Consider the following 26,400-nt stretch of genomic DNA (forward strand, 5'->3'; position numbering starts at 1 on the left):
AATTTCTTTCAGGAATTGCTTGGTTTATCAAATTAAATATTATAATTTTAAATAACCAATTACTAAACCTGATCATCTTATGGAAAAAAATGTTGTCGAAACTATTCGCAGCCTTATCGCAATTTTAAACATTCCGGTTACAAAAACAAGTATTATTAACGAGGTAAATGAAAACCCTAATAATGAAAATTTATTTGGGATAAGTGAGGTATTATCCAAATGGAACATTACAAACGCCGCATATCATTTAAGTCCTGCCGAACTGGATAACGATTTTTGCCCCTTTATAGCCTATATCAGTAAAGGTATTAAGGAGTATGAGTTTGTGGTAGTTAAAACCATTGATGATAAAGAGGTAACCATTTGTAATGAAAATTATAAAAACAAAGTAATTGAACGAGGTGAGTTTAATAAGCTGTACAACAATACGGCGCTGGTTGTTGAACCCGAGGAAAATGCGGGTGAGATTAATTACAAAGCCAACCGGCAAAAAGAAATAGCAGAAAGTTTAAAGGTGCCGCTTTTTATATTAGGTGCCGTTTTGTTGCTCTCGGGCTTTTTTATCCAAAACCGCGCTTTTAGCTGGTATAATTGTTTATTGCTTTTATTAAAAAGTGGAGGACTTACCACAGCTGTTTTGCTGCTGGTACAAAGTATTCAGTCAGATAACCCTTATGTAAAAACACTTTGCTTTAAGGGCAAACATGCCGATTGCGACGAGATTCTTACCTCAAGGGCCGCAAAGCTGGTGTCGTGGTTATCATGGTCAGAGATTGGGGGGTTTTATTTTGGCGGTACATTTTTACTGCTGCTGTTCTCATACACAACACCCGGCGTACCCGAAACACTTGCCGTTTTAAGCGCAGCCTGTTTGCCCTATATTGTTTATTCGTTAAGCTACCAGGCGTTTATTGCAAAAAAGTGGTGTGTACTTTGTACCACGGTACAAGCCGTGCTTTTAGCAGAGTTTTTTGCAAATCTTTCAAACTTTTCAAATCCTTTAAACCACCTTACTACAGTGGGGTTTTACCGGATAACCATCAGTATGCTAATGCCGGTGTTGGCCTGGATAGTTGTGAAGCCGCTGTTTAAACGATCGGGAGAGTTAAATGCAGCCAGGAAAACGCTGGCTAAGTTTAAACATAACGATGAATTATTTAAAAAGGTTTTATCGGAGCAACCTTCCTATAACCAGCCAAACCAGGACTTTTCAATTGTTCTGGGAAATCCCGCTTCGAAAAACATCGTAACTATAGTATCCAATCCCTACTGCGGGCCTTGTTCAACAGCGCATAAAGCGCTTGATGAATGGCTTGCAGTTTCTGACGATCTGCAGGTAAGGGTTGTGTTGACCAATACCCCCCAAAGCAGCGAAGCTGCGCGGCACCTTGTGGCTTTGAACAATACCGGCGATGCCGAACTTGTTAAGCAGGCATTACACGACTGGTATAAGCAAAGTAAAAAAGACTATCCGTCATGGGCAAAAAAATATCCCGCCGATTTAGATTCGGTAGCCTGCGATAACGTATTGAGGAAGCAAAACGAGTGGTGCGAATCTGTCGATGTACGGTTTACACCACTGGTGATTTTAAATGGGCACCAATTGCCTGAGAGTTATGTTATAGAAGATCTGAAGTACCTGATCTGATTCCTCAGTTTCGATGTTAACCCCCTATTATAAGTTTTACTGATTTTAACCGATCAATATATTTTTCTGGCTGATTGTATTCCGTATTACGCAGGATAAATGCAAGCCTGGCCTTAAAAAAATTAAAACCAATATAGAATTAATAAATTATGGGAGAAGTTAAGTTAAGATCCGGGTAGCCCGGTATGACAGCAGCTGGCAAGCCCTTTTTGCCGGTGGGATTTTGCTGAGATAATTCCTAAACTTTAACGCTATAATTAAAAATTAAAAATAGTTAATGGTATTTGAACGGGCTTAAAATAGCCTGTATGGTATTGTTTTGGCCAATAATTAAGTTGCCTGCCTTAGTAAAACAGGATAAGGAAAGCCGACCCTGAAAACAGAGGCAACACAATAACAAATTTTCAATTATGAAGAAAGTAGGCTTAAAATTAGGCAGCGTAAAGGAAATGCTGACTAAGGAAGAGATGAAAAAAATCTCTGGAGGTTATAACGTATGCTGCTGCGTTGGCGGCACTTACGGTTACCTTGAGTGTAACCACAGCTGGTCTGGCGGGTCCACCAATTGCTCTTCTTACTGCGCTGGCTATGGGGCAAGTGGTGCGCAATGGGATTCAAGCAGCTTATGTAACTACTGGAATAAACCTTGCTGATTTAAAAAAGGGGAGTTGAAAATCTCCCCTTCAGCTATTGCACTCACCTATTGAAATTATTTGCGCGAAAAATATTGTTTTGGCCAACAATTAAGTTGCCTGCCTTGGTAAAACAGGATAGGGAAATGCCCAACCCGAAAACAGAGGTAACACCAATATTAAATTTATAATTATGAAAAAAGTGAGTTTAAAATTAGGCAGCGTAAAGGAAATGCTGACTAAAGAAGAAATGAAAAAAATTGCAGGTGGTTATGCTATGTGTTGCTGTATAGGCGGCGTGTATGGTAACCTTGACTGCACCCATAGCTGGTCGCGGTCACTTGATTCAACAGGCAGTTGTTACCACACATGTACAGATCCAAATTCTCAAAATCCGGGTACTGGTGGTGCTTTGTGGGATTCGAGCAGCTTGTGCAACCATTGGGGGCATTGCTAATAAAAAGGAGTCCTTCACAAAGGGCTTTTTTCGGTACTGTTTAAAATATTGTTTGGCCAACAATTAAGTTGCCTGTCTTAACATAAAACAGGATAAGGAAAGCCGACCCCGAAAATAGAGGCACAACCAATAAATAAATTTTTAAACTATGAAAAAAGTAAGTTTAAAATTAGGCAGCGTAAAAGAAATGCTGACTAAAGAAGAAATGAAAAAAATTGCCGGTGGTTACAATGTATGTTGCTGCGTTGGCGGTACGTATGGTAACCTTGATTGTACCCACAGCTGGTCTGGGGGCATTGGGCAAACCAACTGCTCTTCTTATTGCGCAGGGTATGGTGCAACTGGTGCACAATGGGATTCAAGCAGTTTGTGTAACCACTGGGGACAGTGCAGCTAAAATAACGAGGAGCCTTCGGGCTCCTTGTTATTTTAATAAGTTTTGTGTTTCCAGCAGCCCGTCTGCGGATGCAGGATCGTTTTTTAAGAAGTAATTCCTTTCGATAAAAAAAATGTCGGGTATTACATCCCATTGGGGTTTAATAAGGTCGGGCTGTTTTTTGAACTTAATAAGGTGGTATAATATTGCTTCGGCTTTGTTGGCATAATAAAGGCTGCCGGTGTTCCATTCCATTTGGCCACAAAGGCCTTCAATAACCATAAAGTTGAAATGTGCCTTTATCTTTCCTTCGGCTGCAAGCTTTTTTACAATATGCGTCATACTCTCAATGGGGGTTTTAATGTCAAAAATAGATAGTCCCTCCATTAGCGGGATCCAGGCAAAATTACATTCATCAAAACAATAATGATCGGCGCTGGTAAAAACCTTGCGGTGATCTTTACTTAATTTAAAAAGTTCGTTAACGAACGGGATGTTTTTGAAAAGTGAAAAAAAGCCGGTTATATATTCCTCTCTTACACATATCACCTCATAGCTATCCAGGATTTTATTTGTGATAAATCCCCTTATGTCGCCAAAAATCACATCCAGGTCACCATGTCCCCAAAAATCATAATTCATTAAAAAATCATCAAATATGACCCCGTAGGCGGGCTTCAAATCGCATAATTTGTATGGGTTGGCAACATTTACAGGCATTGCCAGTTTTTGGGATGCAAGTGTTTCAAACTCGCTGATGTTCATGGACACATGATACACATTTTCGGGGAGCGGGTGTGATATTTCGAGATCTCCAATGACATAAAAATGAACACCGGGGTTGTAGGCACATGATTTTAAAAAAAGTTTAAAATACCAGGGAGCCTGCCCGAAATAGCAGGTGATCAATGCAATTTTATACTTGTTCACAGGTTCAGGCATTTTGGAAATTTTATGCGGGAGATTGTTTAGTAAATTAACCCGGCGCAATTTATGCCGGATATTAAATTTTCTCCTTTTTAACAGAACCTAAATATAGAAAGAATTATTTATTGTATATTTATTTAAATAAACCTTTGAGCAATAATAAACCATTTATCGTTAAATGGACAGTACCATAAAAATTATCCAAACATTATACCTGCCTGGTAATGGCGCAGATCCGTTGAAGAATAGCTTAGGGTTTCTTTCGCCCGAGTTTAACTGGATGGGTTGGGCGTTAAGCTGTCTACAATTAAAACAATACTACCCGCAGGTTGAGTTATACACCAATAGTGCCGGGTATGATGTGTTGATAAACCGGCTTAAACTTCCTTATGACGCAGTGCACCTGGTATTAAACGATCTTGATTTCCCTGCCCACCTGTGGGCTTATCCAAAGTTGTACACATACAGTCTGCAAAACGGGCCGTTTTTACATGTGGACGGCGATGCCTTTTTTTGGGAAAAGTTGGATGATACCACCTTACAGCGCCCGCTTATTGCACAGAATATGGAGACTAACGATTCCTACTATCAATCAATTTTAAAGCACCTTTTAAATTTAGGACTGGTTTTTCCCGCGGCTATCACCGATAGCTTAAATAATGGTAAAAAACTTGCCGCATACAATGCCGGGATAATTGGCGGTAATGACATTGATTTTTTTAAAAAATACGCAGAAGAGGCCTTTGGTTTTGTAACTGCCAACTATGAAAAGTTGCAGCTGTTAAAGATCCCGGAGATCAATATGATTTATGAGCAGGTACTGTTTCATTGCCTTGCTGAACAGAACAAAATAGCGGTAACATGTTATTTGCCGGATGAAGTAACTGATATGACATATCCCGGCTTTGCCGATTTTATGAATGTTGCAGGTGATATAAAGTACATCCACCTGATGGGTGAATTTAAAAGAAATGTCGATTGCTGTTTTATGCTGGCCAGTCGCTTAAGGCATGATTATCCGGGTTATTATTACCGCGTTATTGATGAATGTAAAAAAGCCGGGTTCACTTTGTATTTAACATGTTATAATAATGAAATAAATGGAAATTCTGCGGCGTGGTTACGTTTATATGAGCATGAAAAAAAACAGTATGCAAATGTTGAGTACTTGTTTAGGAACAACAGGTTGCAGTATGCAAAATTTAAAAGAAATAAGTTTTTAAAGATAGCTAACAGTGATAGCGGTATTGTTAGTTACCATGTGCCGTTAAGCTACAGAATGGAATTTAAGCAGGTTGAGGCAGATCAGTTGGATGGAATTTTAATTGACCTTATGCGTATCGGAAGAACATTTGCAGAATTGCTGAATTTTATAACCGAATGTTTTGATGAAGGCGATACTACACAAGGCCGGGCGGATATTAGTAAATTGCTTAGCCTTAAACTACGCGCAGGGTTGTATGGTAATTTGTATGAGGTTTGTTTATAATAAAACCAATTACAACAACCGGTCAATCTGAATTAATAGCTGGGTGTAAATAATTTTGTAATTTTAATTAATTTTATTTCGCTTAACAAAATACTGGAACGGTAATTGTATAATTCATAGCAAAACTATAAAACTATGGAAACTACAACAGAAATGACAACCGAAATTTTGAACGACCTGATAGCCATTAATAATGACCGTATAACCGGTTACGAGAGAGCTGCCGGCGAATTAAAAGAAGAAGATGCCGACCTGAGAGCGCTTTTTACTGACATGGTAGCCGAGAGCCATCAATGTAAGATGGAACTGGCAAACGAGGTTGCTGCAAACGGGGGCGATATTGAACAAGGCACCACTACCAGCGGAAAGATTTACCGCGCCTGGATGGATGTAAAAGCAGTTTTTACCGGGCACGACCGTAAAACTGTACTTGAGAATTGTGAAGCTGGTGAAGATGCGGCTCAAAAAGCCTACACCACAGCTTTACGCGAAGAAGAATTACCTGCTTACATCCGCACGATGATCAGCAAGCAAAAGGAAGATTTAAAAGTATCGCATGATAAAATTAAAAACCTGCGCGACTTTCAGAGTTAAATCCTTTTCCGGGATTATATTACAGCGGGCGGCATAATGGCTGCCCGCTTTTTTTTATGGGTTTTTAGCTTCAGGCAGTAAATTGCATGATATAATTAATTCAACTTTGGGTAAACAAATAGCTGTTTAAAATACTTTTTTATTATCATATTTGAAGTACAACAACCAACGATTAACCGAGATTATAAATATTGATATGCAAGAGTTAGACCCAGTTATTTTACAGAAGGCCAACGCATGGCTTCAGGGAAGTTATGACGCTGATGTTAAGCAACAAATTCAGACTTTATTGGATAATAAAGCATACACAGAATTAACCGATTCGTTTTACCGCGACCTGGAATTTGGTACAGGTGGGTTGCGCGGAACGATGGGCCCCGGTAGCAACCGTATCAACAAATATACCATAGGGGCGGCAACGCAGGGTTTGGCCAATCACCTTAAAAAGAGTTATCCCGGCGAAAAAATTAAAGTTGCCATAGCGCACGACAGCCGTAACAATGCTGATCTTTTTTCGCGCATTACTGCGGAAGTGTTTTCAGCTAATGATATTTACGTATACTTTTTTAAGGCGCTTCGCCCTACGCCTGAACTCTCATACGCGGTACGGGTATTGGGTTGCAAAAGTGGCGTAATGCTCACCGCATCACATAACCCTAAAGAATATAATGGTTACAAGGCCTATGGCGCGGATGGAGGGCAATTTGTATCGCCAGAGGATAAGGCTGTAATGGATGAGGTTGCCGCAATCAGCAGCGTGGACGAGATAAAGTTTAACCGCGTTGATGCCAATATCGAGGAGATAGGCGAGGAGATTGATGAGCAATACTTGGCTGCAATAACCAAACTTTCGGTTTCGCCGGAGGCTATTAAGCGGCAGAAGGATCTTAAAATTGTTTATTCGCCTATTCACGGAACAGGGATAACTTTAGTGCCGCAGGCCTTGAAGCTTTTTGGTTTTGAGAATGTGATTTTGGTTGATGAGCAAACTACCCCGGACGGTAATTTTCCTACCGTGGTTTATCCAAACCCGGAAGAAAAAGAAGCACTGACCCTTGCCCTTAAAAAGGCACAGGAAACTGATGCAGACCTGGTGCTGGCTACTGACCCCGATGCCGACCGCGTAGGTATTGCGGTTAAGAATACCGAAAATGAATTTATATTGCTGAATGGCAATCAAACAGGGGCCATGCTGATCAACTACCTGCTTACCGCATGGGAAGAAAAAGGCAAGCTTACGGGTAAAGAGTACATTGTTAAAACCATTGTTACCACTAACCTGATTGAGCAAATAGCAAAAGCTAAAAACGTTACGTTTTATAATACTTTAACAGGTTTTAAATACATTGGCGAGCTGATGACCAAATTTGAAGGGAAACAGACCTTTATTGGCGGCGGCGAAGAAAGCTATGGCTATTTAATTGGCGAACTGGTGCGTGATAAAGACGCGGTGGTGAGCAGCGCGTTTATTGCAGAAATGACAGCCTATTACAAAGATAAAGGCAGCAGCTTATTTGAGGCGTTGATTGATACTTACATAAAATATGGTTTCTACAAAGAGAAATTGATCTCGCTTACCAAAAAAGGTAAAACAGGTGCCGAGGAGATTAAGGAGATGATGGAGAAATTTCGCACCAATCCGCCGGTTACGCTGGGCGGCTCAAAAGTTACAACACTTAAAGACTACGAAAAAGGCATTGAAACTGATCTGCTTACCAATACTACAAAAAAACTGGAGTTGCCAACAAGCGATGTATTGCAGTTTATTACTGAAGATGGCAGTATTATCTCAGCCAGGCCATCAGGCACGGAGCCTAAAATTAAGTTCTATTGCAGCGTAAACGGTAAGCTCGCCGGTAAAGAGGCTTACCACGAAACGGATAAGCAATTGGATGAAAAAATCAGCGCTATAATGAAGGACTTGGGCGTATAACCCCACCCCGAATCTTAAAAACGCGATCTCGATTTTATTTCGGCATCGCGTTTTTTTTATTTGGGCTATTCCTCATCTTTGCAGATGTCCTATTTTAAAAAACTGCTTGATCTTTTAAAAATTGAGCGGGATGAAGATCGCAACTCCTATTTAAAGCTTACTGAAACATCATCTGTTGCCGACAGGCGGGCCAACGGCATTACCTGGTATCCAATCGCTATACGTGGAACGGAGCCCAGCCGCGGGGATTATTTAAGTGTTGAAGTGGAGCGTACCACGCACCAGGATGTTGTTCACCAGTTTAGATTTGGCGTACCCGCAGTATTGTTCTCGAACCATGATCCTAAAAAGGACAGGCTGGAAGGTACCATTTCCTATCAGGGCGGAAATCGTCTTAAAATAACTTTGTTTACTGACGAGTTGCCTGAATGGGCGCATGCCGGTAAATTGGGTGTAGAACTGCTTTTTGATAACAATAGTTATGATGAGATGCAGAATGCCCTTAAACAGGCTACGTTATTAAGAGAAAAGCCTGAAGGACGACTGATTAACATTTTGACAGGCGATAACCCGCCACTATTTACCGATGATAAAGAATATCCGGGTTTAACCGGATTAAATGACTCGCAACAATCGGCAGTGCGAAAAATTTTGTGTGCACAGGATTTGGCGGTGGTTCACGGCCCGCCGGGAACGGGAAAAACCACTACGCTGGTGCAGGCAATCAAAGCGCTGATAGCTCAAAATAAAGAACAAATATTAGTTGTAGCGCCAAGTAATACTGCCGTTGACCTGTTGAGTGAGAAGCTAAGCAACGAAGGGTTAAATGTATTGCGTATAGGCAACCCGGCGAGGGTATCGGCCAAACTAACGTCGCTTACTTTAGACAGCAAAATGGCGGAACATAGCTATGTAAAGGATGTTAAAAAACTAAAGAAGCAAGCGTCGGAATATAAAAATATGGCGCATAAATATAAGCGCAGCTTTGGCAAAGCAGAACGCGACCAGCGAAAAGCTTTGTTTGACGAGGCGCACAAAATAATGCGCGAAGTTGACAAAATTGAACAGTTTATTATTGACGATCTTGTTGCAAAAGCGCAGGTTGTAACTGCTACCCTGGTTGGCTCGAATCATTACACAGTTCGCAATGTGAAGTTTGGCACAGTAGTGATTGATGAAGCCGGGCAGGCGCTTGAACCCGCCATCTGGATACCGATCCTGAAAGCGCAAAAAGTTGTTATGGCCGGTGATCACTTCCAGTTGGCACCTACCATAAAATCAAACGAAGCTGCCAGGGAGGGGTTAAGTACTACCCTGCTTGAAAAATCTGTGGGCCTGCACCCCGAAGCGGTTACCTTACTGGATGTGCAATACCGGATGAACAAAACCATTATGGGTTTTTCGTCAAAGGAATTTTATGGTAACCGTTTAAAAGCGCATCAATCGGTTGCAAATCAATTGTTGTTCCCGGCCGATTTGCCCTTAACCTTTGTTGATACGGCTGGTTGCGGTTTTGATGAAAAGCAGGAAGGTACCAGCTCAACTAATCCAGAAGAGGCGGTGTTTTTAGTTAAACATTTAACGCAGTTACTTGCTGTTGAGCTAGGATCTTTTTTTGCTATAAGCCCTACGATAGCTGTTATATCGCCCTATAAAGAACAGATCCGGATGTTAAAAGAGTTGGTCGCAAACTCAGAAGAATTACAGTATTACGGTGACAATATCACTGTTAATACGATAGATAGTTTTCAGGGACAGGAACGGGATGTGGTTTACATTAGTATGGTGCGCAGCAATACCAGCGGTGATATTGGCTTTCTTGCAGACATTCGCCGGATGAACGTTGCGATGACGCGTGCTAAGAAAAAGCTGGTGGTAATTGGTGATAGTTCAACGCTGGGGAATTTTCCTTTCTACAAAGACTTTATTGCTTATGCCGAAGCTGCAGGAGGTTACAAAAGTGCATGGGAGTATATGAATTTATAATTTTATCCCTCAATAATTGTTGTTTAAAAGGCCGTAACTCAAAAGCAATTTTAAGGGCATGAAAACAGTCGTTAGTGATACCTGTTGGGCCCAAATAATAATTAAAATCCCCGATAAATAATGTGGCTACTTCCGCCCAATATTTTATAATACCTGCAAATACCCACACATATAAGCAGTGATAATTACGGTCTTATAAAAAAGAAGCCGGAAAATACCTCGCGTATTTTCCGGCCACAATTAACTTATTAACTGCCTTATTATTATCAATATTGGTTAGCTCGATAATTCAGGTAGTAGTGATCTTGAAACGGCAAAGAAACGCTTATGTTTCACAAAATCATTGTAAATAATTCGTTACGGTTAATTAATAATCTGTAATGCAAAAGTTACAGAAATATATTTTAGTAAAACGAAAACTTGCCGTAGGTTTATCGCCTTATTTACGTTGTCAAAAAAACGTACATTTTTAACTATTTAACTTATCTGATTTATTCATGAAAAAAATTCTACTACTGAATTTGTGCTTACTCCTTATAGCTACTACCCAGCTATTTGCGCAAACTCAAACCGTAACCGGGAAGGTTACGGCTAAGGAAGACGGCTTGCCACTACCCGGGGTGTCGGTAAGCATTAAAGGAACAACAAACGGTACACAAACCGACGTAAACGGTAAATATTCGCTTGCGGTCCCTTCGGGTGCGCAACTAACTTTTAGCTTTTTAGGGTACTCGTCACAAACGTTACCCATATCAGGCAATTCACTTAATGTTGTGCTGGTAGCTTCCAGCCAGCAGTTGGGTGAAGTTGTAGTTACCGGAGCATTAGGAATATCCCGCACCCGCAACCAGCAGAGTTACGCAGCGCAGCAGGTTAATGGTGAGGAAGTAAGCAAACAGCGTTCAACTAACTTTATAAGCGGCTTGTCAGGCAAAGTATCAGGCTTGGAGATTCGTCAAAACAATGCATTGGGCGGTTCAACAAATGTTGTACTTCGTGGTACCAAATCAATTTTTGGCAACAATCAGGCGCTTTTTGTTATTGATGGTGTACCGGTTGACAACACTAATTCAAACGGAAGCAATCAGCAACAAGGTGGTGGTGGTTATGACTACGGCAGCCCTGCGTCAGATATTAACCCTGACGATATTGAAAACGTGACTGTTTTAAAAGGCGCAGGTGCAACAGCACTGTATGGGTCTCGTGGCAGCAACGGTGTTATCCTGATCACTACCAAGAAAGCAAAAAAAGGACTGGGAGTTATTGTTAACTCTACTGTTAGCTTTGGTTCGATAGATAAATCGACTTTTGCACAATATCAAAAACAATACGGTGCCGGTTACGGCCCGGGATTTTACACCGGTAACATTTTTGGGCAAACAGGGGTTAAAGTGGCACAAACAGATGCTGATGCATCTAATGGTTCGGCTTTTGACCCTAATTTAATGGTTTACCAATGGAATGCGTTTGATCCAACGTCAGCAAACTATGGAAAAGCTACACCATGGGTTGCAGCAAAAAATGACCCAACCACATTTTTTGAAAAACCGGTATCAACCAATAACAGTATCATGATCACTAATGGTGGCGAAAATGGTTCGTTTAAATTGGGTTATACCAACAGCGATGAAAACGGCGTATTGCCAAATAGTAATTTAAAGAAAAACCTGGTTGACTTTGCTGCTACTTACAATATCACACCAAAGTTAACCGTAGGTGCAAGTATCAATTATTATAACACCAACGGTACAGGCAGAGGCGGAACCGGCTATGATGGTACTAACTCTGATAACCGTAACGTAGTATCGGGTTTCAGGCAATGGTGGGAAACCAATGTTGACGTTCAGGAACTGAAAGCCGCTTACGAGCGTACCAAATCAAATATTACCTGGAATATGGCCGACGCGAGGCATGGAAATACTGCCCCGGCTTATTGGAACAACCCATATTGGGTAACTGATCATAACTATGAAACTGATTCGCGCAACCGGTACTTAGGAAATGTGAATGCTGCTTACAAGGCTACATCATGGTTAACCTTTACCGGCAGGGTGTCATTAGACACTTATTCAGCATTGCAGGAAGAGCGTTATGATGTTGGTAGTATAGGACTACCTTATTATTCACGTACCAATCAAAACTACTCCGAAACAAATTTTGATTTGTTGGCTAATGTGGACAAAAATTTAGGGAACGACTTTAATTTGAAGGCGGTATTGGGTACTAACATCAGGAAAAATAATTTTAACAGCATTTTTGCCAGCACCAACGGTGGTTTAATTATCCCTGGTTTGTATTCCCTTTCAAACACGCTGAATTCACCACTGTCGCCAACTGAGATTTACCAAAGAAGAGAAGTTGACGGTGTTTTTGGAGGTGCTACCCTTACCTGGAAAAATTTATTAACCATAGATGGAACCATAAGAAGAGATGAGTCATCAACTTTGCCATCAGCTAACAATAAATATTACTATCCGTCAGTATCTGCAGGCTTTATTTTCTCGGAACTGCTTAAACAATACACCTGGTTGTCATACGGAAAATTAAGGGCCAGCTACGCTCAGGTGGGTGCTGACGCGCCTATATACAGCGTTAACGATACCTACACCATCATTCCGCCTTTTGGTTCAAACCCGCAAACGGTTGCAAATGCTACCAAAAACAATAATAACTTAAAACCTGAGCAAACCAAAAGTAAGGAAATTGGTCTGGAGTTGTCGTTCTTCAACAACCGTTTAGGTTTTGACGGCAGTTACTACGTAACCAATACATTTAATGAAATTTTACCTGTAAACATATCAGGCGCTACCGGCTACACTGCTGAGTATTTAAACGCAGGTAATGTTCGTAACAAAGGCTTTGAACTTTCAGTAAATGGTACCCCGGTAAGAACAAAAGATTTTAACTGGAAAATTAATGTGAATTTTACCCGCAACCGCAACGAGGTTACTTCCCTGTTTAAAGATGCAACCGGTAACGAGGCACAAAATCTTCAGTTAGGAAGCTTCCAGAACGGAGAAACCTTAAACGCTCCGCTTCACGGATCGTTGGGCACAATCAGGGGAACAGATTATACTTATTATAAAAACGGACAGCCAATTGTAGGCGCCGACGGACAATATGTGTTAACAGCTACTGCTAACCACGATATTGGAAATACCAATCCTGATTGGACGGGGGGTATCAATAACAACTTTACTTACAAAGGTTTCAACCTGAGCTTCCTGATCGACATCCGTAAAGGCGGTTCAGTATTCTCAAATGACCTTGCTTATGGCTTAGCCGACGGTATTTATCCGTTAACCGCATATACCAATGATTTAGGTAACCCTGTTCGCAGCCCGCTTACAACAGGTTCAAACAGCGGTGGTTTTATTCGCCCGGGCGTTACAGCCGACGGACAACCTAATACCGTTCGTGTACCTGGCGGCCCTTACGGATCATTTGGTGACGGTGCCGGTTTGTTACCGTTAAAAGCATTTGTGTACGACGCCAGCTTTATAAAACTGCGTGAAGCAATTTTGGGCTATACGTTACCCGGAAGTGCATTAGGAAAACTTGGCCCTGTAAAAGAAGTTACTTTCCAGCTTATTGGGCGTAACTTATGGATCATCCACAAAAACCTTCCTTATGCCGACCCTGAAGAAGGTTTATCAGCAGGTAACCTGCAGGGGATCCAGGAAGGTGCTTACCCAACTGTACGTACCATTTCATTTAACTTAAAACTACGTTTCTAATCAATATATAGATATGAAAAAAAGAATATTAATTTTTGCATCCCTGCTAACCCTGGCGGCTTGCAAAAAGGATCTGACAAGTTTAAATGTCGATCCGAAAAACCCTTCCTCAGTGCCGTCATACTCGTTATTTACCGAGGCTGAAAGGTTATTGACCAACACTGTAACTTCGCCAAGCGTGAACCTGAACATATTCCGTTTAATTGAACAGCAGTGGACAGAAACGCAGTACTTAAATGAAACCCAATACCAGATAAGCTACCGTAAGCAACCTGACGGGATCTGGACCGCATTTTATACCAATACTTTGCAAAACTTCGAGAAGTCGAAACAGGCGATGAAAGTTGATGTAAAAGATGCAGGAACTTTAAAAAACGAAACGGCTATTGCCGATATCCTGCAGGTTTATAGTTATTACTACCTGGTTACTACCTTTGGAAACATTCCATATACACAGGCTTTGGACATAACTAAACCTTTCCCTAAGTATGATGATGCAAAAACTGTTTATTCTGCTCTTTTAACGCGTCTTGATGCAGATATTGCAGCTTTGGACCCGGGAGCCGGCAGTATAGGCGGCGCTGATATCATTTATGGCGGCGATGTTACCAAATGGAAATTATTTGCAAATACATTTAAGCTGAAAATGGGGATAACCATTGCCGATTCAGACCCCGCAACTGCAAAAACAACAGTTGAAGCAGCCGTAGCTGCCGGTGTTTTTAAATCGAATGATGATAATGCTTCGTTTCAGTACGTAGCAAGCCCTCCAAACACCAACCCTATCTGGGTTAACCTGGTGCAAAGCGGCAGGCATGATTTTGTTGGCACAAGCCAGTTCATTGATCTGCTGAATCCTAACAAAGCTACACAGGACCCAAGATTGCCGTACTTTTTCGCAAAAAGCGCTTCAAACAGTATTTATGAAGGTGCTGACAATGGTACAGGCGACGGTTCACTTGCGTTTTCAGATTATTCATTGCCGGGAGGCCCCTTGTTAACGCCGAATGCTACAGGGACATTAACCAATCCTGACTTCCCTGCTTTATTGCTGGATTATTCTGAAACAGAATTTAACCTTGCAGAGGCAGTAGCAAGAGGCTTTGCTGTTGGTGGCACTGTTGAATCACATTACGTTGCTGCAATTAGCGCTTCGGTATCTTATTGGACGGGTGCCAACCCAACACCGGCTTATTTAGCGCAGGCGAATGTAGCCTACGCAACTGCTCCGGGTACTACCCCGCTTGAAAAAATTGCCGGCCAGGAATACATTGCCCTATACAACAGGGGTTGGGATGCATGGATTGTAAACAGGAAACTGGATTATCCAAAGCTGGTTCCGCCGCCAAATGCATTCAGTGATTTCCCGGTACGTTTTACCTATCCTATAAGCGAGCAAAACATTAACAAGCCAAATTATGATGCAGCTTCATCTGCAATAGGTGGCGACCTGGTGACCACGAAGCTATTTTTTGACATTCACTAGTTATTATCAGCTATCAATTACAACCCCGGCCGTAAAAATGCCGGGGTTTTTTGTTATATAATTATTTGTATTATTTCTGCTAAAAACTTGTATGATGACCTTTTAAGGTTGATTATTTGCATAAAATGAAATATGTGATAAACTATTATTTAACTAATGCTTTGAAATTAAAATAGTTATATATAAATTTATTCATCCCTAAGTGAGCCAGATTGCAATCAAGTTAGCCTTGATTTGCTGTGACTATCCCTACCGATTGTTAACATATTTAACTAAAATCAGATGGACATTGTTACTGACCTTACTGCAGAGGCTGCTTCCTACCTCACCGTTATCCAGGATATTTGTAAAGCCAATATACCCGGCGAGTCAAGGGAAAGTTCAAAAAACTACCCGCTTTGGGATGCGTTTAGAGAAAGTAACACACCCGGTCATTGTCACGAAATTCATAGAAGAAGAATAGCTGAAATTGTTTGGTCCAGCGCCGGACTGGAAGTTGGTGATGACTTGATTCATTGTTTCCTGCTAACAGCATCTGATCTGCTAAATTGGTTGAAGCGTTTATCTCAGGTTGATCCGGGGGCTTCTGCCAGCGATGAAGCTGAAAAACTCGCCACCGGCAATTTGTATTCCAGCCCCTTTTTTTGGCGCCAATTAATCAGGGATATTTTGTATACCTATCCCGCCGAGCGTAAACAATTGGTTGTTATTTTACAATATATGCCTGTGCAAATTATTCTCGCACTGGCTTCAAAAAGAACCGGAACTTATAAGCAGCGGCTTTACCAGGTTTACAATCCCAGGCTTGAATCACTGTTGAGCAGGCGTGATCATAAGGTGTTAAATCAATTCTGGCAGAGTAAGGACGGTGATGGTGCATTTGCTGAACGGGCATTTTTTTTATTAACCGATGATACTGCGCTGGTACAGAGCTTAAATAAAAAGGAGGTGCCTTTACCCTTTGAAAGCCTTTTTTACCAGGAACTGCTGGAAGTCAGTCAATCAAGAGGAAGGCGTTTTGATGACATGGAACCGGCGGCATCTTTTCACTTCCCGCCGCCGGAAAGTATTAATTCAAAAGACCCTGTTCGGATAGCGGAACAATTGCATTTGGCCGGGCTCGCATTCTCGGGCGGAGGCATCAGGTCGGCCACCTTTAACCTGGGGGTACTGCAAAAGCTGGCGGAGTTAGGCGTGCTGGCACGGTTTGATTACCTTTCCACGGTATCGGGCGGCGGGTACATTGGCACATGGTTCAGTTCATGGATCAAACGTTCGGGATCATTATCCAAAGTTGTAGAAAGATTGGATACCAAAAGTTCGCCAGATCCGTTGGCTGACGAGGTACGGCCGATCAAGTGGCTGCGGATGTTCAGCAATTTTTTATCGCCCAACGCCAGCATCATGTCAACCGATGCCTGGACAATGGGTATTACATGGCTAAGGAATACGCTTATAAATCAAACTGTACTGCTGCTTATCCTGCTCACTGCGCTATCTGCCATCGGCGCTTTGTTTAGTGGCTGGGATTATATCAGCAACCTTTCGGTAAAAATGACAACGGGTAAAGTTCTGGCGTGGAGCGCGGTAATCCTTTTGCCTGGTTCCTTTCTTGCTGGCAGCGGGATGAGGTCATACAATAATAACCATCCGCCGCAGCGCAGGTTTGTGTTAGGGCGCAGCGCCTGGCTTGCCCATTTGCTTATTGTATGGGCAACTGCTGCCGCTTTTTTACTTACCATTTGGTTTTCAACAGTAACGCTTGCTTCGCATACCTATATCATGAAGCTACAGATGCTGGCGCCGGGTGTGATATTTGCTTTTTTGGGGATGATAATGATAGCTGCTATGGGAAGATACCATAGGTTTGAGGAAGAGAAGTTTGGAGAGAAGCCGCTCTACCGGGTAAGGCTTGCGTCGGCTATCCTGCTTACTTCTGTAATTGCATCGGCTTGCGGGCTGGCGCTGCTTGCTGCGGCCTGGCACTTAATAGAATACATTTCACTTAGTACCTTTAAGAATTCTTATTTTCAATCTAAATTGATCCTCATTATTGGAGTGCCATTTATTTTGGAGGCAATCAGCATCAGTGTTGTTGTTCGCATGGCTTTAATGGGCAACTTTTTTCCGGATGAACGCAGGGAGTGGTGGGGAAGAATGGGGGCATTGGTGCATCGTTTTATGATTATCTGGATGCTGGTTACTTTTTCGTCGTTATTGCTGCCTGATCTTTTTAAAAAAATTCCCTATACCTATGTTGAAAAGCTGCCTGCCGTTTTTGGCGGATGGATGGCCATTATTGCCTATGCTGTAAAGCTGGCTTTTCAATCAAAAACAGCCGGTGATAAGGCTGTTGGTGGCGTACAACAGGCGCAGGAAATATTTGTGCGTTTTGCGCCTTATTTATTTATGCTCGGGTTTTTGCTTATCGGCGCCTATATGATTGATTTTTTGCGTTCAGCGGTGCAGGGGTACTTTCCGCAGCAAAACAGGATCTGGTGCTGCGCCACGTTAACTTTAGCGCTGGCCGTTTTAACCTTTTTACTGAGTTGGCGTGTTGGGGTAAATGAATTCTCTCTACATGATTTTTACAGGAACAGGCTGGTACGGGCATATCTTGGTGCAACGCGCCGGCGTACCGACCGAATGAACACTGCCAACAGCTTTACCGGCTTTGATAAGGATGATGATTTTCCGCTTTCACTACTAACTACTAAGGAGCAGTATTACGGACCTTATCCTATTATTAACACGGCGCTGAATGCCACCACCGTTTCGGAGCTTGACCGGCAGGACCGTAAAGCTGAGTCATTTGTTTTTTCGCCGCTTTACTGCGGGTTTGATTTTAGCCCTACGCGTTCTGCAGCTTATAGCCGAAACCAGGTTTATGAATATGGTTACCGGCCCACGCTACAATATTCGCGGGACGCCGGGCCACTGATAGGCACCACTATGGCCATATCCGGCGCCGCGGTAAGCCCTAATATGGGTTACCACTCTTCGCCGGCTACCGCTTTTTTGCTGACGGTATTTAACGTAAGGCTGGGTCGCTGGATAGGCAACCCCAGGCTGGATTGCTGGAAGCGTTCTGACCCGGTAGCGGGTTTAGGCTACCTGATAAAAGATCTGATCGGTAATTCGGATATTAACACCAATTACGTTTGTCTTTCAGACGGGGGGCATTTTGATAACATGGGCCTTTACGAACTGGTGAGGCGCAAGTGTAATTATATTTTACTGGGTGATGCTGAAGAGGATGAAAAATCTACCTGCGAAGGGCTTGCCAATGCTATAAGGCGCTGCCGGATAGATTTTGGCGCCGAAATTGAACTGGATGTTTCAAGGATAACCAATAAGGATAAAGATACAAGATACAGCAAATCGCACGTTGTGCAGGGAACCATTAAATACCCCGGCAAAAAACAGGCAACCGGCACTATAATTTATATCAAAACCTCGCTTACAGGGAATGAGTCAGTAGATATCAGGGAGTATTTCATAAATAACCCTGAATTTCCACAGCAATCAACAGGCGACCAGTTTTTTGACGAGGCGCAGTTTGAAAGCTACCGGAAGCTGGGCTACCACTCCATTCAAAATATTAAACAGTTGAGGTTGCCTTAGCGATATTACCCGTGAAACCCTGTTTTACGCCAATCTTGCAATGTTATCCTTCCCGAACTCCTTGAGTTTATACTGATTTTCTAAATTAAAAAGCCTGCCCTCAGGAAGGGAACAGGCTTTTTAAATGGGTCAATTTTATCTGATGTTATCTTCCGCCACCATTCCTTGGGTCGGTTTTAGCTTTAAGCACGTATTCGTGCGGAGGCTCAACACCAAGCAGGTTTTTTACAAAATAATCCCAGCGGCGACGCATCATGTATGGCGAATACGGGCCATAGCCATGCGGGCTGTTAGGAAATACCACCAGGTCATAATCTTTATTGGCTTTTTCCAATGCTTCAATAACCAGCAGGGTATTGTACGGCGGAACGTTATCATCAAGTAAACCATGCGCAAGCATCAGTTTACCTTTAAGATTTTTAGCCAGGTTTTGATTAGCCTGTGCGGCATAATCTGCATTGGCAACTAAACCGTTGTAGCGCTCGCCCCAGTCGTCCTCATAGTTCAGATTCTCATGGTTTCCTGACTCAGAAATTCCAACTTTAAAGAAATCAGGATAGCGGAACATAGCCCCGGCTGTAGCAAAACCACCGCCTGAATGGCCCCAGATACCCACCCGTGCAGTATCTAAATAACCGTATTTGGCGGCAAGCTGGCGGATGCCGGTGATTTGGTCGGGCAGGGTGTTTTCAGCCATGTTGCCGTAGCTCATATCATGGAAGCTTTTTGAACGCAGCGGATTGCTGGTGCCTTCAATTTCTACCACAATAAAGCCCAGTTCAGCAAGTGCCTGGCCGTCGCCCCTTGAGGCAACAAACGACCAACTGCCAACACTTCCCCCCTGGGGGCCGGGGTAGATATAATCAATCACCGGGTACTTTTTATTAGGATCGAGCCTGGTTGGTGTAATCATTAAGCCGTAGATGTCGGTTTTGCCGTCATGCGCCTTCACAGAGAATGGAATAACGGGTTTCCAGCCGGTAGACTGCAATCTTGAGATATCTGTTTTTTCCAGTGTGCTGATCATCTTACCGTTAAGGTCGCGCAGCACGGTAACTGCGGGAACATCCGGTTTTGAATAGCTGTCGATAAAGTAAGCGCCTGAAGGTGATAAGGTAACCTGGTGATTACCTGCTTCAGGCGTAAGGTTTGCAAAGTGTTTGCCGTCAAAACCTATTTTGCAAAGCTGGCTAAAATAAGGATTTTCGGCTTGGCGGCCATCTGCAATAAAATAAAGCATCCGGTTTTTTTCGTCAACCTTTAGCAGACGGGTAACTACAAAGTCGCCCTTAGTTATTTGGTTTTTTAGCTTGCCAGTATTGGTATCGTACAGATAAAGATGGCCCCAGTTATCGCGTTCCGAGTACCAGATGATCTCGTTGGTTTTGTCAAGATATTTCCAGTTGATAGCGCCCTGGCCCGATTCAAACTGCGTAGGGACAGTTTCTTCAAAAACTTCGCGTACCGCACCCGTTGTTGCATCAGCTATGCGCACTTTTTCGTTTTTGTGATCGCGTGAAGTTGACACGAACGCAACTTTTGAATTGTCGGAGCTGAAGTAAACATCATCCAAAGTTCCGCTGCTGGAGATATCGTCGCTCAGGGTAGCGCGGTGCGGGTCTGGAGCAACTTTGGTAACTACAACTTTGGCGTTATCAACATCAATAATTACACGTTGGATCATAGCTACATCTTTGTCGCCGGGCAACGGATATTTCCATGCTTTAAGATTAGGTTTGCCTACATTGGTGGTAACCAGGTACATGTCGCTTACATTGCGCTGGTCCTGTTTAAAGGTGGCAATTTTTTTGGAATCTGACGACCAGATCAGGATAGCGTTGTCGCTATGTTTCCAGCCGGCGTTATCGGTTGCATAGCCATAGTCTTTTACACCATCTGTAGTGAGCTGAGTTTCTTTTTTAGTGTCCACATCGCGTACCCAAAGGTTCCAATCCTTTATAAAGGCTTCTCTTTTTCCATCGGGCGAAACGTTATAAATGCTGCCCCTGCCGCGTCGTCCGGCACGGTTCCGGCCTGAATTTGCCGCTGCTGAATTATCTTCGGCAACTTTGTAGCTGGCAAGGTCGGCGGCCCACTGCTTGCCGGCTGCCTCGAAAACTATTGATTTGCCATCACCCGAAAAGGTGAAGCTGGTAAATGGCAGCATTGCTGCCGAATATTGTTTGCCGGTAGCGGTTGATAGTCCTGCCGCCAGTTTTTGCTGGTCAAACGCCGCCACGCGGCTATGTTTTGCAGGATCGACCAGGATAAATTCGCTGCCTTGCGCCGTGAGGCTGCGGTACCAGAAACGATCGCCGTCCAGCCATTCGGGGCGTACGTTGTTGTTGTCAATAAGCGGTTCGGTGCCATAGCTTAAAAAGCTTTCTGCGCGTTCATAATCTTTGGCAGTTAAGGGAGTGCCCTGCTGGGCATGTGCGGAAAATACGAATGCACAGGGTATCACCGCGAGTAAAAATTTATTCATTGCTATAAGTCAGTTACGTTACAGGAAACCAAGCTACAGCAAATTAACAGCTTTCACAAATTTGTGTGTATGTGTAATGTTATTGTGGCAAAGAAAGTGCTTGAAAATGGGACGTTTTTGGCAATTGGGTGTTTGGTTTAGCGGTTAAATTATTTGTTTTTATTGGCAAGAGCGAAGAATTTTGTATAAAGAACAGAGAAGCCGTACAAACGGAGCAGCACCCCATAAATTTCACAAGATTCTTCGCTGCCAATAACGAAGAACGTTTTACTTCACCAAATAAACGTAACTTCCTGATGCGACTTTTAACCCGCTTGTGGTAACTATCTGTCTCGAACCCTGGAAAACCTTTTTACCGGATGGGAAAGAAAGTGTAGCCGTAGAATTAGCAGGAACAGTTACGGCAAATTCAACAGTATTGCCTTTTCTTTTCCATGAAGATTTAATAGTGCCGTAAGGGCCGGTATGTTCTGATTCAAAATGGTCCAGTTTTTCAATAAAATTTGGCGTTAACAGTATATTTTTGAAGCCGGGCGATTGCTGATCAACGTTAATGCCGCCAATACCCTTATAATACCATGCGCCTATTTCGCCAAACATAATGTGGTTTAATGACAGGGCGTCGTCTGCCTGGATGTTCCAGTTTTCATACAGTGTGGTAGCGCCGTTAACAATCCACCAGCCCCATGAAGGAAAGGTTTCCTGCGATGCAATTGAATAAGCAACATCCGCGTAGCCGTTATCACTTAATGCGCTTAATATGGCTTTGGCTCCCAAAATGCCTGCATCCAAATGGTTGTTATCCTGTTTAACCCGTTCGGCAAGCCTGGTAGCTACCTTATGCTTTAAACTATCCGGAACTATGCCCCAATATAGCGGAACACTCAATTCTGTTTGATAGCCTTTATCATATATGCCGGTTGCAGTGTTTAGGTATTTGGCGTTAATGGCGTTTTTGATCTTTAGGGCCAGTGCTTCGTAGGTTTTCTGATCATCGGCTTTGCCAAATAACTTTGCTGCTTTTGCTAATATATTAACATCGGTAAAGTAATAGGCAGATGAAGTGAATTCAACAGGCGACACTGCTTTAACCGGCACCCAGTCGCCCAGGCCCCAGGTGGTAAGGCCGGAAGGATAAAGGTCGTTGATGTGGTTTACGTAACGTTTTATTGCTTCGTAATTATCACCAAGTGTTTTGCTGTCACCATAAAACATATAAAGGTTCCATGGAATGATGGCAACGGTGCTGGTCCAGTCTGGCCCGTTACCCCATTCGTAGCCCCAACCGTTTGAGGGGATAATTGACGGCAAAACACCGTTGGGCTGCTGCTCGTCGCGGTGATCAGCCATCCATTTTTCGTAAATCGTTATCCCATCAAAGTTGAACAAACCGGTTTCACTGGCAATATGGGCGTCGCCGGTCCAGCCGTTCTTTTCGCGCTGCGGGCAGTCGGTAGGGTAACCAAAAAAGTTAGACAGATAGGAGTTGTTGGTGGCCTGCCAAATCTTGTTCAGCGTATTACTGGACGAATTTATGCTGCCAACAGGCTCCACATCGCTGTGCATAAAATAACCGTTTAAGTTTTCTTTTTTAAGTTCAATAGGCTTGTCGCTGCTTACCTCAACATATTGAAACCCTTTGTAATTAAAACGGGGCATAAATGTTTCTTCGCCTTTGCCGCTTAAAATAAATATGTCCGTTTGAAAAGGATCCTTATCATCTGTAGGGCGGTAGTGAATATCGATGTTTGATTGGTCTGCGTAGCCATTTTTGCCCAGCTTTTCAGCATGTTTAAGACGGATAGCGGTACCTGCTTCGCCTTTTACGGTAATGCTGCTCACACCGGAGATATTCCGGCCCAAATCAAACAGGTAAGTCTTAGCATCCAGTTTCTTAATGCTTTCTGCCGGGATTTTTTCAATAGCGCGGATGGGCTGCATGGTTTGGGCAACAATATTAAGAGAAGGTGCCTGGCGGTTGATGACACCTTTCCAGGTGGTATCAATAAAGCCAGGTCTGTTCCATCCCGGTTGTTCCAGGCGGGCATCGTAATGCTCGGCGGTGTAAATGCTGTTAAAAACGATAGGGCTTAAAGCTGTTTTCCATTTTTTGCCGGAGGATATAGTTTCTGTTGTGCCATCTTCGTAGGTTACCCGTACATCCAGGCAAAAGGCAGGCCTGTTACGCCACGGCGACTTATCAAAAAACCAAACTGCTGTGCTCTGGTGGTTGTACCAGCCGTTCCCTAACAATACACCGATTGCATTTTCACCACTTTGAAGTTGTGAGGTAACATCATAAGTAACGTATAGTGTGCGCCTGTCAAACCGGGTGTACATCGGGTCCAGCCGGTGATTGCCAATCTTTTCGCCGTTGATATAAAGTTCATATAAACCGGCAACGGCAATGTATGCACGCGCCGATTTGATTTTTTTTGTAAGATCAAAAGAGTGGCGGAAATAGGGTGCCGGTTTGGCGTTCATATCATTGTTATCACTGATCCAGGTGCCCTTCCATTTGCTTTTATCCATTAGCCCGGTTTCAAAGCTGGCTATGGCCGATGTGTTACTTTTTCCATCTTTGTCCCAAACCGAAACCCGCCAATAATATTTGGTGTAGGGCTGCAAGGCTTTACCATTGTAATTTAGCCGCGTTACAGCTGACGCCACTTTTAAGGTTTGCCATGTATTAGCAATGCCTTTGTTCAATTCAACGGAATCTGTACCTACAGAAAGCTGGTAAGCGGTTTGTTTTGCACCCTGGCGCGCATCATCCATCACCCACATTAAACGGGGGTGGGGCGAATCCATGCCCATCGGGTTAGCCAAATATTCACACTTTAGGCCTGTAATTCTTGCTCCTGCGCTGGCAAAGGCAGTATTCAGGATAAATAAGATACAAACCAGGATTCTGTTGAAAGGCGAGTGTTTTGGCAGTAAAGTGGTCATCAATAGCTGTTAGTAAAAATAGTATTAAATCAATAAGGTATATAAGAGGACAGAAGTTGTCTTTATCGTTCAAAAATATGGAATTAATATAGATGACCATCCTGTACCGTCTGCAAAATAAAGATTTCCGCCCTCCAGATTTATGAAGTTTCAAAAACTTCGTAAATCTTATAGCACATAAATTTATTGTTGCTACCTTAGTAGCTGTGGATAATTTTATTGTTTCGGCACGCAAATATCGCCCGGTTACTTTTGAAAGCGTTGTTGGTCAGCAACATATCACCAATACGTTAAAAAACGCCATTAAAAATAATCAGCTGGCACAGGCATTTTTGTTCTGCGGTCCGCGTGGCGTGGGCAAAACTACCTGCGCGCGTATCCTTGCAAAAACGATAAACTGCGAAAATTTACAGCCAAACGGCGAGGCCTGCGGTGTTTGTGCATCCTGCCAGTCGTTTCAAAACGGAAACTCTTTTAATGTCCATGAGCTCGATGCCGCATCCAACAACTCGGTTGATGATATCCGCAGCCTGATTGAACAGGTTCGCATCCCGCCGCAAGCGGTGCGTTACAAGATCTATATTATTGATGAGGTGCACATGCTGTCGCAGGCAGCTTTTAACGCTTTTTTAAAAACGCTGGAAGAGCCGCCTCACTACGCCATTTTTATCCTTGCCACTACCGAAAAACACAAGATCCTGCCCACGATACTTTCGCGCTGCCAGATCTTTGATTTTAACCGCATTCGTGTGGAGGATATGGCCGCCCACCTGGCATCCATTGCAATAAAAGAAAACATCAGCTACGAGCCCGACGGCCTTCACATCATCGCCCAAAAGGCTGATGGTGGTTTAAGGGATGCGCTTTCGATGTTTGACCAGATTGTTAGCTTTTCGGGCGGAAACGTAACCTACCGCTCGGTAATTGATAACCTGAATATTCTTGATTACGATTATTACTTTAATATAACCGACAGGCTGCTGAACGAGGACAACGCCCAAACATTGTTATTGTTTGATGAGATTTTGTCGCGCGGATTTGACGGTGCACATTTTATATCGGGTTTGTCTGAACACTTCAGGAACCTGCTGGTAAGCAAAGACTCTGCTACCGTGAAACTGCTGGAGGTTAGTGATGGCATCAGGAATAAATACCTGCAGCAATCGCAGGCATCGACAGTGTCATTCCTGCTATCAGCCATGAATATTGCCAACCAGTGCGATATAGGGTATAAGCTGAGCAAAAACCAGCGACTGCAGGTTGAACTGGCGCTGCTAAAAATGTGTAACCTGCCCTCCGTTTTTAATTTGGCGGTTACCCCGCTAAGTGCAATGCCCGCAGCAGAGGGGCAATTAAAAAAAAAACCTGATTCCGCAGCAATAGCGCCCCAAAATGAACAAAAGCCGGCTGTAATACCCCAGGCTGCGGGCAATCCGCAACCTGCACAGCTACGTGAGGAGCCGGTTGCGCCGACTGCGGCAAAGCAAATTCCGGCGAATGAACCACCCGCCGAAAAGCCGAAAATCTTTATTCCAAATTTACAATCATCAGCCAGTTCGGTTAAAATACCATCGTTAAAAGACGTGGGAAAAACCATGGAAACTATGGCGGAAGAGGACGACCCCTATATAAAAGGTGACGCCAAAAACGACTATACTACCGATCAGCTTTTTAAATGCTGGAGCGATTATGCGGCCCGGATGAAATCGGAAGGAAAAAAGAATTTGCTTACTATTTTCGCGTCAAACCCGCCAAAGCCAACCGGCCCGGATACATACGAAGTGCTGGTGGAAAATAAGGTGCAGGAAAACCTGTTCAGGGATGAACGGCCAAACCTGCTGAATTATTTACGCACCACTTTAAAAAACTTTAACATTGAAGTTAACGTGCGGATTGATGAAGTCGCGGTAGTAAAGCGCCCTTACACAGCATCTGAGAAATTTCAGTATATGGCCGCAAAAAACCCCGCGCTTGCCGACCTGAAAGCTAAGTTTAACCTTGATTTTGATTAAAAACCCCATTTTTTTAAAACGAGGTTATTTGTACATTGCGGTTAACTAATGCGTAATAACTGTTT

General features: G+C 43.1%; 15 protein-coding genes. 12 read left to right on the forward strand and 3 right to left on the reverse strand.

The features are described 5' to 3' along the window. The first annotated feature begins 79 nt into the window (after window positions 1–79). The 4 genes from MuYL_RS06965 to MuYL_RS06980 all read left to right on the forward strand — a co-directional run bounded on the left by MuYL_RS06965 (window position 80) and on the right by MuYL_RS06980 (window position 3,134). Entirely contained in the window at window positions 80–1,648 is a 1,569-nt protein-coding gene (locus tag MuYL_RS06965) for a vitamin K epoxide reductase family protein (protein WP_094569842.1), read from the forward strand. Window positions 1,649–2,058: 410 nt separating this feature from the next. Continuing rightward, complete coding sequence (locus tag MuYL_RS06970; RefSeq protein WP_094569843.1) at window positions 2,059–2,301, forward strand: hypothetical protein; 243 nt, start codon at window positions 2,059–2,061, stop codon at window positions 2,299–2,301. 172 nt (window positions 2,302–2,473) lie between these two features. After that, the gene (locus MuYL_RS06975; protein WP_094569844.1) at window positions 2,474–2,737 is read left to right on the forward strand and encodes a hypothetical protein; all 264 of its coding nucleotides are present in this window, start codon (window positions 2,474–2,476) and stop codon (window positions 2,735–2,737) included. A gap of 148 nt (window positions 2,738–2,885) precedes the next feature. Continuing rightward, window positions 2,886–3,134, forward strand: a complete 249-nt coding sequence (locus MuYL_RS06980) for a hypothetical protein (RefSeq protein ID WP_094569845.1) — start codon at window positions 2,886–2,888, stop codon at window positions 3,132–3,134. 27 nt (window positions 3,135–3,161) lie between these two features. Here the strand turns inward: MuYL_RS06980 and MuYL_RS06985 are convergent, their stop codons facing one another. Continuing rightward, window positions 3,162–4,055, reverse strand: coding sequence for a DUF6625 family protein (locus tag MuYL_RS06985; RefSeq protein WP_094569846.1), 894 nt, complete (start codon window positions 4,053–4,055; stop codon window positions 3,162–3,164). A 163-nt stretch (window positions 4,056–4,218) separates the two neighbouring features. Between MuYL_RS06985 and MuYL_RS06990 the strand changes: the two genes are divergently transcribed. The 7 genes from MuYL_RS06990 (at window position 4,219) to MuYL_RS07020 (ending at window position 18,889) form a co-directional block, all read left to right on the forward strand. Then, window positions 4,219–5,529: a DUF6734 family protein gene (locus MuYL_RS06990; protein WP_094569847.1), complete on the forward strand. Its 1,311-nt coding sequence runs from the start codon at window positions 4,219–4,221 to the stop codon at window positions 5,527–5,529. A gap of 135 nt (window positions 5,530–5,664) precedes the next feature. Continuing rightward, window positions 5,665–6,123, forward strand: coding sequence for a PA2169 family four-helix-bundle protein (locus tag MuYL_RS06995; RefSeq protein ID WP_094569848.1), 459 nt, complete (start codon window positions 5,665–5,667; stop codon window positions 6,121–6,123). 196 nt (window positions 6,124–6,319) lie between these two features. Continuing rightward, window positions 6,320–8,056 carry a phospho-sugar mutase gene (locus MuYL_RS07000; RefSeq protein WP_094572881.1) on the forward strand — a complete coding sequence of 579 codons (1,737 nt, stop codon included), beginning with the start codon at window positions 6,320–6,322 and terminating at the stop codon, window positions 8,054–8,056. Between the two features lie 84 nt (window positions 8,057–8,140). After that, the gene (locus MuYL_RS07005) at window positions 8,141–10,042 is read left to right on the forward strand and encodes an AAA domain-containing protein (RefSeq protein WP_094569849.1); all 1,902 of its coding nucleotides are present in this window, start codon (window positions 8,141–8,143) and stop codon (window positions 10,040–10,042) included. Window positions 10,043–10,539: 497 nt separating this feature from the next. Continuing rightward, window positions 10,540–13,779 (forward strand): SusC/RagA family TonB-linked outer membrane protein, encoded by a 3,240-nt coding sequence (locus MuYL_RS07010; RefSeq protein WP_094569850.1) that lies wholly within the window; start codon window positions 10,540–10,542, stop codon window positions 13,777–13,779. A 13-nt stretch (window positions 13,780–13,792) separates the two neighbouring features. Next, window positions 13,793–15,265: a SusD/RagB family nutrient-binding outer membrane lipoprotein gene (locus MuYL_RS07015; RefSeq protein ID WP_094569851.1), complete on the forward strand. Its 1,473-nt coding sequence runs from the start codon at window positions 13,793–13,795 to the stop codon at window positions 15,263–15,265. Between the two features lie 282 nt (window positions 15,266–15,547). Continuing rightward, window positions 15,548–18,889 (forward strand): patatin-like phospholipase family protein, encoded by a 3,342-nt coding sequence (locus tag MuYL_RS07020; RefSeq protein ID WP_157740669.1) that lies wholly within the window; start codon window positions 15,548–15,550, stop codon window positions 18,887–18,889. Window positions 18,890–19,034: 145 nt separating this feature from the next. Here the strand turns inward: MuYL_RS07020 and MuYL_RS07025 are convergent, their stop codons facing one another. Beyond that, the gene (locus MuYL_RS07025; RefSeq protein ID WP_094569852.1) at window positions 19,035–21,374 is read right to left on the reverse strand and encodes a S9 family peptidase; all 2,340 of its coding nucleotides are present in this window, start codon (window positions 21,372–21,374) and stop codon (window positions 19,035–19,037) included. A gap of 267 nt (window positions 21,375–21,641) precedes the next feature. Continuing rightward, complete coding sequence (locus MuYL_RS07030; RefSeq protein WP_094569853.1) at window positions 21,642–24,323, reverse strand: alpha-L-rhamnosidase; 2,682 nt, start codon at window positions 24,321–24,323, stop codon at window positions 21,642–21,644. Window positions 24,324–24,529: 206 nt separating this feature from the next. Between MuYL_RS07030 and MuYL_RS07035 the strand changes: the two genes are divergently transcribed. Then, window positions 24,530–26,335, forward strand: coding sequence for a DNA polymerase III subunit gamma/tau (locus MuYL_RS07035; RefSeq protein WP_094569854.1), 1,806 nt, complete (start codon window positions 24,530–24,532; stop codon window positions 26,333–26,335). Window positions 26,336–26,400: the final 65 nt, after the last annotated feature.

This window comes from Mucilaginibacter xinganensis (assembly GCF_002257585.1).
In the GTDB taxonomy this organism is placed as follows: Bacteria; Bacteroidota; Bacteroidia; order Sphingobacteriales; family Sphingobacteriaceae; genus Mucilaginibacter; species Mucilaginibacter xinganensis.